This is a genomic window from Bacillus sp. Xin1, from assembly GCF_013314535.1.
GTDB lineage: Bacteria > Bacillota > Bacilli > Bacillales > Bacillaceae_G > Bacillus_A.
The window spans coordinates 60,177-71,387 of sequence record NZ_JABUAE010000026.1; the positions used below are offsets into that span (position 1 = coordinate 60,177).

Below are 11,211 nucleotides of genomic sequence, written 5' to 3' on the forward strand. Positions count from 1 at the left end.
TTTCTATTTTGAAAGAAATTGTGAAGAAAAGCGTTTTCAAAATAATTTTCTATTGAAATTTGAACGTTTGTTTCATATGCTGAAAATAGCGGTTCAAAAACTGTTGTTTAAGTGAGGTAGATTCCCACATGTAAAAAGAATCGGGGTGATAGTATGTTAAATATTTATTTAACAGACCGAAACGGAAAACTACAAGAAATAGAAGAAATTCAAAAAGGTTGTTGGATTAATGTACTCCATCCAACAGAAGAAGAAATTCAATTTCTCGTGCAAACATTGAATGTAGAATTGGATTTTATTAAAGACCCTTTGGATGATGAAGAACGATCCAGGATTGAAAAAGAGGACGATAATGCATTAATTATCGTTGATATTCCAACAGTAAGGCATGATGAAGAAGGAAATTCAATATACGATACAATTCCAATTGGTATGATTGTAATGCCAGAATGCTTCGTTACAATCTGTTTAGAAGAAAATCCAATTTTCGAACGATTTATTAATCAGCGTATTAAAGAATTTTATACTTTTAAAAAGACTCGTTTTGCACTGCAGCTCTTATATACGATTTCTACTTATTATTTACGATATTTAAAACAAATTAATCGAAAAACAATCGACTTAGAGCACGAGTTAAATAAGTCGATGAAAAATAAAGAGATTTTTACATTACTCGGTCTTGAAAAGAGTTTAGTGTATTTTACAACATCTTTAAAAGCAAACAAAATTGTTATTCAAAAGTTAATGCGTAATAATACGTTTATTAAAATGTATGAAGATGATCAAGATTTATTAGAAGATGTGTTAATTGAAAATAAACAGGCTATTGAAATGGCTGAAATATATAGTAATATTTTAAGTGGTATGATGAATACGTTTAGTTCCGTTATTTCGAATAACTTAAACAGTGTTATGAAGTTATTGACTTCTATTACGATTATTTTATCATTGCCGACAATGGTTTCAAGCTTCTTCGGAATGAACGTGACGATTCCTTTGCAAGAAAATCCGCATGGTTTTATAATTGTAATGATTATATGTGCAACATTATCTTGCACTTTAGCATTTATTTTTTGGAAAAAACGTTATTTTTAACGTTCAAGAAAGCTGCTCTAGCATAGTTATGAAACTGCGCTAGAGCAGCTTTTTTGCTTATAGTAATGGCTTTTTAGTATGTGGAATATTGTTGTAAATAAATGGGATATTATTGTTTTGAAATTTTATAAGACTTGTTCAAATTGTTATTTGACGTTAAAATTACATATTGTTAATGAAAAGATGGAGGAAATACATCATGGAATTGTTTCAGTTACCGAAAGCATTCCTGCAAATGAATACGATTTTTATCTCAATTTTAATTGAAGCACTACCATTTGTGCTAATTGGTGTATTTATTTCAGGATTCATTCAAATGTTTGTGACAGAAGATATGGTGGCAAAATGGATGCCAAAAAATCGATTTCTGTCTGTTTTATTGGCTACTTTTCTTGGCATGATGTTTCCAGGTTGTGAATGTGGAATCGTTCCGATTGTAAGGCGTTTAATTGGGAAAGGTGTCCCGCCATATGCTGGAATTGCATTTATGTTAACAGGGCCAATTATTAACCCGGTCGTATTATTTGCAACATATGTTGCGTTTGGAAGTAGTATGCATATGGTATGGTATCGTTCAATTGTGGCAATTATTGTCGCAATTATTGTTGGACTGATATTATCATTTATGTTTAAAGATCATCAACTACGTGATGACCATTTCCCGGAAGTGGATCATAAGCGTCCGCTGCGTAAAAAAATGTGGGATGTTTGTACACATGCGGTTGAAGAGTTTTTCTCAATGGGAAAATACTTAGTTATGGGAGCGTTAATTGCTGCTGCTGTTCAAACGTTTGTACAAACTTCAACACTACTTGATATAGGTCAAGGGCCGTTTTCTTCATCAGCTGTTATGATGGGACTTGCTTTTATTTTATCACTATGTTCAGAAGCGGATGCCTTTATTGCTTCCTCGTTCCAAAGTACGTTTTCAACAGCGTCACTTGTCGCGTTCCTCGTATATGGACCGATGGTGGATATTAAAAATATGTTTATGATGCTTGCGACATTTAAAACGAAATTTGTAATTGTTGTGACTGTTACTGTTACACTCGTTGTTTATGCAAGCTCACTACTCATTTATGCGATGGGGTGGTAGGTTATGTTTCGAGCGTATATTTTACTCGGTTTTACAATTTTAATTGCACAACTTCATATTTCTGGAAATATAACGAAATATATTAATATGAAGTACGCGTATTTATCAACAACTGCTGCAATTATTTTAGGATTTTTAACAATTGTTCAAATTATTGTTGTTTTCCAAAAAGAACATCAAAAGGAAAAGGATCAGCATAATTGTGGTTGTGATCATAGTCACTGTGGACATGATCATTCAAAAGATGAGAATACATGGTGGAAACGTACTTTTTCGTATACCTTATTTTGTTTTCCTATTATTACAGGGTTATTCTTTCCAATCGCGACATTAGATTCGGATATTGTGAAAGCAAAAGGGTTTCATTTTCCAGTTTCACAACCAGATAGTCAAGATCCATTTATGAGAAGACAATTTTTAAGACCGGATACGAGTATTTATTATGCGAAAGAAGGATACAGAGATGTAATGGAGAAAGGGAAAAAGCAATTTGTAAATAAAGATAAAGTTGCTTTAAATGATGAGAACTTCTTAAAAGGAATGGAAACAATCTATAATTATCCTGGAGAATTTACAGGAAAGAAACTTACTTTTAAAGGATTTGTCTTCCGAGATGATTCTGCAAAGAAAGAGCAATATTTCTTATTCCGCTTTGGTATTATTCACTGCGTAGCCGATTCAGGTGTATATGGTATGCTGGTGAAAAAACCAGAGGGAGTAGAATGGAAAAACGATGATTGGATTGAAGTAGAAGGTGAAATTTCAACTGAGTTTTATCAACCATTCCACGCAAACATTCCGGTTTTAGAAGTAACAAAGTGGAATAAAGTTGAACAGCCGAAAGAACAATATGTATTTAGAGGAGCCGATTGAGTATAATCGGTTCTTTATTATTGCAACGTTATTAACTTTATAAGTGATATGAAATGAAAAGCGGACACCTAAATTTAGGTGTCCGCTTTTATAGTTTTTTCATCTACATATCGCCTTAGAGGAGCTAATTAGCAAAAGCAAGCAGCGCCGACGATAATTAAGAGGATAAATAATACAACAAGTAACGCAAATCCATTTCCATGTGCGAAGCCCATTTTATTTCCTCCTTTTATTGTAAGATACAACATACAATATGCAAATTCACTCTTGTTTGACAGGGACATATATCACGAATTTGTGGATTTTTCTTGTATGTTAACGTAAGAAAAAGGAAAGATATAGAAATGACGGCTTTTGAAGAAAGGGTTTTATCCATGAAAAAATGTATAACCATCTTGTTATGTATCATAGGTGTAGTCATATGGATGAACATCGATCTAGAAATGGGGAAGAAAATGACGAATCAACTTGAAATATCACAAATTCGAAATGGGAATTTTCAATTGTATACAAACGGGGAAGATTTGAATCGAAACTTGTTTGAAGATATAAATCGTGCTGAAAAATTTGTTTATCTTCATTTTTATATTGTAGGTAAAGATAAAGTAAGTCGTGATTTCTTACAACTATTAGAGAGAAAAGCATCGAGTGGTGTAGATGTGAAATTATCAGTGGACCGTATTGGTGGCTATAAAATTAAGAAAAAAGTGATTCAACGCTTAAAAGAAAAGGGTGTTAAGTTTACTTTTAGTAAAAAACCTAAATTAAAGAATCTTTTTTATTCACTGCATCAACGTAATCATCGTCGTATTGCAGTGATTGATGGGAAAGTTTCTTATATTGGTGGTTTTAACATCGGAGAGGAGTATCTCGGAAAGGATCCTAAATTCGGGAGATGGCGTGATTATCAACTGCGTATTGAAGGAGATGGAGCAGTTGATATGGAGCGGAAATTTGCAGAAGATTGGCATGCGGATACTGGTGAAAAGCTTTCTTTATATAAAGGGGATTCTATACAAGGAAGTACAAAATATCAGTATATATTTTCTGATGGAAAAGGATTTTGGAAAGAGTATAGTGGACTATTGAAGCAGGCTAAAAAGTCAATTGTTATTGCAACGCCATACTTTGTACCAGGAAAAGAAATGATAAGTGTTTTGCAAGAGGCATTACAGCGTGGAGTTGCTGTAAAGATTCTTGTTCCTTTTAAAAGTGATGCACTGTTGTTAAAACAAGCTGCTTATCCACATTTAAAAAAGATGCTAGATGAAGGAGCGGAAATTTATCAATACCGAGATGGCTTTTTTCATGGGAAGGTGACAATCATTGATGATATAAGTGCTGATGTAGGGACAGCAAATTTTGATATGCGTAGTTTTTATATAAATACAGAATCAGACTGTTTTATCTATGATAAAGCAGTTGTTGCGGAAGTATGGGGGAAATTACAGAAGGATTTTCATGATTCTAAACGATTAACAGACAAAGATTTTGACAAAATTAGTAGTTGGGATTGGTTTTTAGCAAAGATGGCAAATGTTCTGGCTTTCTATTTATAGGCATATATTTAGACGAAAGGGGGAGCTATACTATGAGATGTATGGAAGAATTAATGAAGTGTAGTTATGAAGTGATTTATATGATCGGTGAGTGTATGAATAAGGTGAGAGATGAAGAGTTAGGAGATATATTCAAACAACATTTGCCCTATATTTTACAAGCATACAATGAACAGGTGAATTTTCAAGAGGGTGAAAATGTACAGCATATTATTTGTGAACAACTAAAATCTCCCCCTATCCAAAGTAATATATCTATGAGAAACACTAGTAAAAGTGATACCGAAATTGCTATTGCCTATATTTCGAATTTAAAAAGATTAGCACTCAGGTTTGCCCAAGTTGCAGTAGAAGTTGCGAATCCAGAGTTTCGATCTTTTCTGGAAAGTTGTTTCGTTAAAATGAATCGTTATGCATATAGTGTGTGGCAATACGTTGTGAAAAAAGAATATAAAGTAGAAAATATATATGAAGACGAAAGATTTGCGTAGAAAAACAAGGAGGCATATGAGTTGAAGGTCACTGAAAAGGTTCGCTTAATGAGAAAAAGAAGTTCATCATCTACTATAGATAGATGATGAACTTCTTTTTCATTTTCACATAGCGATAAAATGAAAGTTGTTTTTTAGTAATCATTTTTTCAGTGCGCTATATGGGCTGGCTATTTATAAGCTTTTTACCATTCCACCATCAACAAGGAATGATTGTCCGGTCATGTATGTATTTGCATCGGATGCAAGGAATGTAGCAAATGCTGCGAATTCACTAGGATGGCCGTATCTTCCAAGAGGTATAATCGCTTCATATTGTTTTTGAATCTCTTCTGCCGTAATTCCACGTTTTTCGGCAGCTGTTTTATCTAAAGAAGCAACACGATCTGTAGCAATACGCCCTGGAGCAATCGTATTAATTAAGATGTTATATGGAGCCAACTCAGATGCCAACGTTTTTGCTAAACCTGTAATGCCTACGCGGAATGTATTTGATAATAGTAGTCCAGGGATAGGCTCTTTAATAGAAGACGAAGCAATGTTAATAATTTTGCCGCCTTGCTGTTTCATATATGGAAGTACTTCACGAATCATACGAACGTAACTTAATAAATTGAGTTCAAAGGAACTGTACCAATCTTCGTCTGTTAATTGTTCAAATGTACCGGGTGTAGGACCACCTGCATTATTTACTAAAATATCAATTGCACCAAAAGTTTGTACAGTATATTCTACCGCCTGTTTTATGCTCTCTTTATTTGTAACATCACAAACTGTATACATGGCAGTACCTTTATTAAGGGCAATCAATTCTGTTTGTAAAGATGCTAGCTTTTCTTCATTACGACTCAGCAGCATAACGTTTGTTCCTTCTTTTATGAGCTCCGTAGCAATTGCTTTTCCTAACCCTTGACTAGAAGCGACAACTAGAGCAGTTTTTCCAGCTAATCCAAGTTCCATATGTATCAACCTTTCTGTTTTATATTACTTTTATTATATGTGAAAACACTGAGAAATTAAAAAGATAAGATTGATGTTATCAGAAAATTTACAAACATTTACCGTATCTTTACTCTTTTCTAATATTTCCTTCAAAAAAGAGAAGTAATATGAGATTGTACATATTCTATCAAAAGGGGGATAAGCAAATGAATAAATGGGTTAAATCTTTAACTGTAATGGCACTTGCGAGCTCTTTATTTCTGGTAGGTTGTAATAATAATGGTGAGGAAGAGAAGAAAGAGGAAGAAACAACAACGCAGCAAGATGAGAAGACAGATCAGGAAACGAGTAAAGATAGCAATTCTTCAGATTCAAATGAAAAAAAATAATAGCATAGTATTGTAAAGTGGAGCTTCCTTAGGTGATGAGGAAGCTTTTTTAGTTGTATATTTTTCTTTTTTGAGAAAAAATAGAGAGAAATAGAGAATAAGGAGCAGAGAGATGAAAATATGCATATTTGGAGCAACTGGAAGAGTTGGGTCACAGTTAATGAAACTAGCATTAAAAGATTCACATGATGTCACAGTATTAGTTCGTAATCAAAATAAGCTTGTAGTAAAACATAACAATCTACATATAGTAGAAGGGGATGTATTACAGAAAAATGATGTGAAGAAAGCGTTAAAGGGGGCTGATATCGTTTTAAGTGCTCTTGGAACTGATGGGAATGGAACCTTATCGGACAGCATGCCTAGTATTATAAAACATATGAAAGAAGATAAGATAACAAGGATTATTACAATAGGAACTGCTGGCATTTTACAAGCACGAACAAATCCGAAGATATATCGGTTTCAATCGGATGAATCAAAAAGAAGAAGTACGATAGCTGCTGAGGATCATTTATCAGCTTATGTAGCATTAAAAAATAGTGGGCTATGCTGGACAGTTGTTTGTCCTACACATTTAGTTGATGGTGAAGAAACAGGGACATACCGGACAGAGATAAATATGTTACCACTGGATGGATCGAAAATTACGGTAGGAGATACGGCGCGTTTTGCGTGGTCTTTAATCAAAGAAGAAGTATATGAAAATAGCCGCGTAGGTATTGCGTATTAAAAAAACATCCCTGAAAAGGGATGGTTAAAAAAGAATGTAACATACAAAAATGATAATCATAATAATTTGTAAAATCGCTTTTGCCACTGTACTACTTAAAAATCCGACGACTGTAGCAATTCCAACCATAAACGCTTCTTGCGGTGTTTTTTTATGCATTATTTCTGTCACGAAAACTGATAAAAATGGAATGATAATGAGACCAAATGGTGGGAAGAAAAAGGAACCGACAATAATAGAAATCATTCCTATACGTTCACTCCATTTGGTACTTCCATATTTCTTTAAGAAGTATCCATTTGCAATGAAATCAGCAACGAAAATAATGATGGTAAAAATGATTTGGAGGACCCAAAAACTTGTTGTTAGCTCTCCGCCATTTATACCAAAATGATAAATAAGATATCCAGCCCACAGTGCAAGTATGCCAGGGATAATTGGATAGATAAACGCAATAAACGATATGATAAAACAAGCAATTATACAAAGTGTTAATAAAACAGTCACATTATATCTCCTTTTTACTATCTAGTTTATGTACAGCAACTTTCTTAATTTGATGCCCGTCAAGCTCTAAAGCTTTAAATTGGAAACCAGCATATTCAATTGAATATCCAGGTTCAATATTTAGATCAACAGCTTGGGAGAGTAACCAGCCACCAATTGTATCTAAATCACTATCATCAATATGTAAACCAAACATATCATTTACTTCTGAAATGAGTACTTTTCCATCTAGTACAGTGAGTTTTGGCGTGCGCTTTTCAATCATTGGTGATTCATCTGCATCAAACTCATCTTGAATTTCACCAATAATTTCTTCAATAATATCTTCCATTGTTAATAGTCCAGCTGTTCCGCCGTATTCATCCATTACAATTGCCATTTGCACACGGTTCTTTTGAAGATGAATTAATGTTTTACGGATGGGCACTGTTTCAAATACAGTTAAGACTGGATGTATATAAGCTTCTAAAGGTTTATGAATCCCCTTCGTTTGATCGTGAAAAATTTCTTTTGTATTTAGCATCCCGATAATATCATCTTTATCTTTTTCAATAATTGGATAACGTGTATATTTTTCAGATGCCACGATGTCCATATTTTCTTCTAATGTATTTTCGATAGATAGACAAACCATTTCTGTACGAGGTACCATAATCTCTTTGGCAACACGATCATCAAATTCGAAAATATTATTTACATATTTATATTCAGTTTGATTAATTTCACCACTTTTAAAGCTTTCACCTAAAATCAATCGTAATTCTTCTTCTGAGTGAGCAAGTTCATTTTCTTTTGCTGGTTCTAAGCCAAATAGTTTTGTAAAGAATACGGCTGTACTATTAAGCAACCAAATGAAAGGATACATGATTCGATCAAACCAAATGAGTGGCTTAGCAAATTTCAATGCAATTACTTCAGCTTTTTGAATCGCGAAGGATTTTGGAACAAGTTCCCCTAATACAACATGGAAAAAAGTAATGATACTAAATGCAATGATGAATGATAGTGTATTAGCCATTGCGCCAGTAATGTTTACTTTTTCAAATAAGGGTCGTAGTAAGTGTTCTACAGTTGGTTCGCCAAGCCAACCGAGTCCTAAAGAAGTGATGGTAATACCAAGCTGACATGCTGATAAGTACACATCTAAGTTAGAAACAACACTTCTAGCAGCTAATGCTTGCTTATTCCCTTCATTTGCAAGCTGATCAATTCGGCTTTTTCGTACTTTTACCACCGCAAATTCAGATGCCACGAAAAAGCCAGAAATGAGAATAAGTACAAAAATGAGAAAAATATTTAATATGTCCAAGTGTGTTCTCTACCCCGAAGCGGGAATAAAGATGTCACCTCCTGCAAGTATGTTATACTTTTATAATAAATCGAAATGAAAATAATAGTCAAAGGAAATGAGTAAATATTGGAATGTTTTTCTAAACATTCATGAATTTGTTGGTATTTTACCCTGAATAAAAGGGGAATAACCCTCCATTTTGAAAAGGAGGGAGATTGTTTAAAGTTAATTTATTTAATTATTGTTTTTGAGATAGCATAAGTTTGATGTTTAGACTGGTTTGTTGCCCATGCAGATTGAAGAAAGGAAAGAATGATATACGGAATATAAATGAGTAGCAGTCCAATTGTAATAACAGTTGGTGAATTTCCTCCAAATTGAATCATAAATTGTAGTAATCCTTTCGTATGAAAAATACATTCCATATAAAAAAATGACAGAATAATGGAGCTTAAAATAGATTTATGGTCTGAAGCTATTGCCATAAATAGCGTATTAATAAGAAACGATGAATTACGTATATTATGTTCTTCAGTGTTATTTAAAAACGGAATCCATTTTTTGATTGCCTGTATAACGATAATCATTGATGTACTACATATGATGATGAGGGAAGAAAAAAATGGAATGGTTATGTACCTTGCAATGTATAAAGAAATTAAAATGATAGAACATTGTAATAGAGCAGTACTGAATGAGTATGGAATCCAGCGCAATATTGAAATGTATTTTTTAAATTGCTTTGGTGCCTTTAAGAATAAATGCCCAATCGCTAAGCCGATGAAAAAACCAATTGCCAGTGTGAGTGTAAAGCGAATGATTGATAAAAAGTATACCTCCCACATATAAGGGAATAGAAGGGTAGAGTGTCCTGGAACATGTAGCGTTGTGGTAGAATTTATAATAGGTTGAGATGAAAAAAGAATGGATTCATGCACCCAATCAATCCTGGGAATAGAAATGGACGGGAAATGAGCGAAATTATAAAAAATCCCAAGTAAACCTTTTAAATAAGAAGATTCATGCGTTAATAATATAGCGGGAAGAGGGCTTATGATAAGAATGATTAGGAATCCAATTAAAAAGCGATATGTGTAAGAACGAAATAATGAAGACATAATTGCTCACCTACTCTTTGAATATTCAGAAAATTCTTATTATTATTCTAACGTTTTTTTGGACAAGTTACAATATCTTTTTCTTTACATATGGGTATAAATTGCGATACTTAAGTAATTCATTTGCAGGAAGCTCGAAATTATTTATGAAGTTAAATATGATGATAAAAAGCGAAGCCCCATTTATAAAGGAAAACTTCCATCAGTGGAGGATTCATGAATGAGGATGTTACTTCTAATTAATTTAGGATAATTTTTCTAGTCGGCAATTAGGTACAAAATGATAAGCTATTAACTTTTTCAAAAAATGAATCATTCATGAACAAATGATGACAACAATACAGAAAGTTTTCAGAAAAGTAAAATAAAACGTTTATTTTTTTCTGAAAATATAATATAGTTATGGCACAGAAAGTATTTTAACATAAGGAGGCTTTTTATGAGGATTAAAGGGAACTATGTGCCTAAAAAAGAAGTACTATTTTGTTCAAATTCATTTACAGTTGGAGAAGCGCTGGATCATTTAAATAAAACGGGTTATCGTTGTGTTCCAGTTTTAGATGCAAAACAAGAGAAATTTCTAGGAAATGTGTACAAAGTAGATATTTTAGAATATAAAGGATCGTTAGAAGATGATTTATCAGAATTGTTAAATGATAAAGAAGGGTATGTGAGGGAAGATTCTTCTTTCTTCAAAGTATTCTTTACTATTAAGAAGTTACCATACTTATCAGTAGTAGATGAAAAAGGGATATTCTTGGGGATTTTAACTCATAAAAAGGTGTTTGAACTATTAGAAGATGCATGGGGCGTTCATTCTAGTGTATACTCTGTCATGGTTGGAACGCAGGATTATAATGGAGCCATTCAAAAGTTATCCACCGTTCTAAAAAAATATAGCGGTATTCAAAGTTTAATGACATTCGACAATAATGCTTTATTAGTGCGTAGAATTATGTTCACACTAGGTGAAGAATTTAAAGCAGAAGAGTTAGAGATTTTATTAAAGGATTTAGAAGATCATGGATTTCGTGTTGTATACGTAGAAGAAATGAATAATCCACGTGAAGTGGAAACAATAGAGTAGAAGATGAAAGGCCATCTGTATGATTTGAAC

The 11,211-nt window shown here is 33.2% G+C and carries 13 protein-coding genes; 8 read left to right on the forward strand and 5 right to left on the reverse strand.

What is annotated here, in order from left to right:
• The first annotated feature begins 153 nt into the window (after window positions 1–153).
• The 3 genes from HRG09_RS19690 (at window position 154) to HRG09_RS19700 (ending at window position 3,064) form a co-directional block, all read left to right on the forward strand.
• Window positions 154–1,095: a magnesium transporter CorA family protein gene (locus HRG09_RS19690; protein WP_000932385.1), complete on the forward strand. Its 942-nt coding sequence runs from the start codon at window positions 154–156 to the stop codon at window positions 1,093–1,095.
• Window positions 1,096–1,294: 199 nt separating this feature from the next.
• Window positions 1,295–2,191 carry a permease gene (locus tag HRG09_RS19695; RefSeq protein WP_174102562.1) on the forward strand — a complete coding sequence of 299 codons (897 nt, stop codon included), beginning with the start codon at window positions 1,295–1,297 and terminating at the stop codon, window positions 2,189–2,191.
• Window positions 2,192–2,194: 3 nt separating this feature from the next.
• Entirely contained in the window at window positions 2,195–3,064 is an 870-nt protein-coding gene (locus HRG09_RS19700) for a TIGR03943 family putative permease subunit (RefSeq protein WP_174102563.1), read from the forward strand.
• Between the two features lie 128 nt (window positions 3,065–3,192).
• Here the strand turns inward: HRG09_RS19700 and HRG09_RS19705 are convergent, their stop codons facing one another.
• On the reverse strand, window positions 3,193–3,279 hold the full coding sequence (locus HRG09_RS19705; protein WP_000505094.1) for a YjcZ family sporulation protein: 87 nt from the start codon (window positions 3,277–3,279) through the stop codon (window positions 3,193–3,195).
• A 159-nt stretch (window positions 3,280–3,438) separates the two neighbouring features.
• Here HRG09_RS19705 and cls point away from each other — a divergent pair, with 159 nt between their 5' ends.
• Window positions 3,439–4,623, forward strand: a complete 1,185-nt coding sequence (gene cls, locus HRG09_RS19710) for a cardiolipin synthase (RefSeq protein WP_174102564.1) — start codon at window positions 3,439–3,441, stop codon at window positions 4,621–4,623.
• 32 nt (window positions 4,624–4,655) lie between these two features.
• Entirely contained in the window at window positions 4,656–5,114 is a 459-nt protein-coding gene (locus HRG09_RS19715; protein WP_174102565.1) for a spore coat protein, read from the forward strand.
• A gap of 174 nt (window positions 5,115–5,288) precedes the next feature.
• Here the strand turns inward: HRG09_RS19715 and HRG09_RS19720 are convergent, their stop codons facing one another.
• Entirely contained in the window at window positions 5,289–6,074 is a 786-nt protein-coding gene (locus HRG09_RS19720; RefSeq protein WP_174102566.1) for an SDR family oxidoreductase, read from the reverse strand.
• Window positions 6,075–6,262: 188 nt separating this feature from the next.
• Between HRG09_RS19720 and HRG09_RS19725 the strand changes: the two genes are divergently transcribed.
• On the forward strand, window positions 6,263–6,445 hold the full coding sequence (locus HRG09_RS19725; RefSeq protein WP_174102567.1) for a hypothetical protein: 183 nt from the start codon (window positions 6,263–6,265) through the stop codon (window positions 6,443–6,445).
• A gap of 112 nt (window positions 6,446–6,557) precedes the next feature.
• Window positions 6,558–7,178, forward strand: a complete 621-nt coding sequence (locus tag HRG09_RS19730) for an NAD(P)-dependent oxidoreductase (RefSeq protein WP_174102568.1) — start codon at window positions 6,558–6,560, stop codon at window positions 7,176–7,178.
• Between the two features lie 24 nt (window positions 7,179–7,202).
• On the opposite strand, the gene HRG09_RS19735 is transcribed toward HRG09_RS19730, so the two are convergent.
• The 3 genes from HRG09_RS19735 to HRG09_RS19745 all read right to left on the reverse strand — a co-directional run bounded on the left by HRG09_RS19735 (window position 7,203) and on the right by HRG09_RS19745 (window position 10,094).
• Window positions 7,203–7,685, reverse strand: coding sequence for a DUF456 domain-containing protein (locus HRG09_RS19735; RefSeq protein ID WP_174102569.1), 483 nt, complete (start codon window positions 7,683–7,685; stop codon window positions 7,203–7,205).
• A gap of 1 nt (window position 7,686) precedes the next feature.
• Window positions 7,687–8,994: a hemolysin family protein gene (locus HRG09_RS19740; protein WP_174102570.1), complete on the reverse strand. Its 1,308-nt coding sequence runs from the start codon at window positions 8,992–8,994 to the stop codon at window positions 7,687–7,689.
• A gap of 212 nt (window positions 8,995–9,206) precedes the next feature.
• On the reverse strand, window positions 9,207–10,094 hold the full coding sequence (locus HRG09_RS19745) for a hypothetical protein (RefSeq protein ID WP_174102571.1): 888 nt from the start codon (window positions 10,092–10,094) through the stop codon (window positions 9,207–9,209).
• 439 nt (window positions 10,095–10,533) lie between these two features.
• On the opposite strand from HRG09_RS19745, the gene cbpA reads away from it, so the two are divergent.
• Window positions 10,534–11,181 carry a cyclic di-AMP binding protein CbpA gene (gene cbpA / locus HRG09_RS19750; protein ID WP_174102572.1) on the forward strand — a complete coding sequence of 216 codons (648 nt, stop codon included), beginning with the start codon at window positions 10,534–10,536 and terminating at the stop codon, window positions 11,179–11,181.
• The last annotated feature ends 30 nt before the right edge of the window (window positions 11,182–11,211 follow it).

Bases quoted from the DNA above. Each gene is read 5' to 3' on its own strand.
- cls (WP_174102564.1), top strand. From the start codon at position 3,439: ATGAAAAAATGTATAACCATCTTGTTATGTATCATAGGTGTAGTCATA.
- HRG09_RS19725 (WP_174102567.1), top strand. From the start codon at position 6,263: ATGAATAAATGGGTTAAATCTTTAACTGTAATGGCACTTGCGAGCTCT.
- HRG09_RS19700 (WP_174102563.1), top strand. From the start codon at position 2,195: ATGTTTCGAGCGTATATTTTACTCGGTTTTACAATTTTAATTGCACAA.
- HRG09_RS19730 (WP_174102568.1), top strand. From the start codon at position 6,558: ATGAAAATATGCATATTTGGAGCAACTGGAAGAGTTGGGTCACAGTTA.
- HRG09_RS19715 (WP_174102565.1), top strand. From the start codon at position 4,656: ATGAGATGTATGGAAGAATTAATGAAGTGTAGTTATGAAGTGATTTAT.
- HRG09_RS19745 (WP_174102571.1), bottom strand. From the start codon at position 10,094: ATGTCTTCATTATTTCGTTCTTACACATATCGCTTTTTAATTGGATTC.
- HRG09_RS19690 (WP_000932385.1), top strand. From the start codon at position 154: ATGTTAAATATTTATTTAACAGACCGAAACGGAAAACTACAAGAAATA.
- cbpA (WP_174102572.1), top strand. From the start codon at position 10,534: ATGAGGATTAAAGGGAACTATGTGCCTAAAAAAGAAGTACTATTTTGT.
- HRG09_RS19695 (WP_174102562.1), top strand. From the start codon at position 1,295: ATGGAATTGTTTCAGTTACCGAAAGCATTCCTGCAAATGAATACGATT.
- HRG09_RS19705 (WP_000505094.1), bottom strand. From the start codon at position 3,279: ATGGGCTTCGCACATGGAAATGGATTTGCGTTACTTGTTGTATTATTT.
- HRG09_RS19720 (WP_174102566.1), bottom strand. From the start codon at position 6,074: ATGGAACTTGGATTAGCTGGAAAAACTGCTCTAGTTGTCGCTTCTAGT.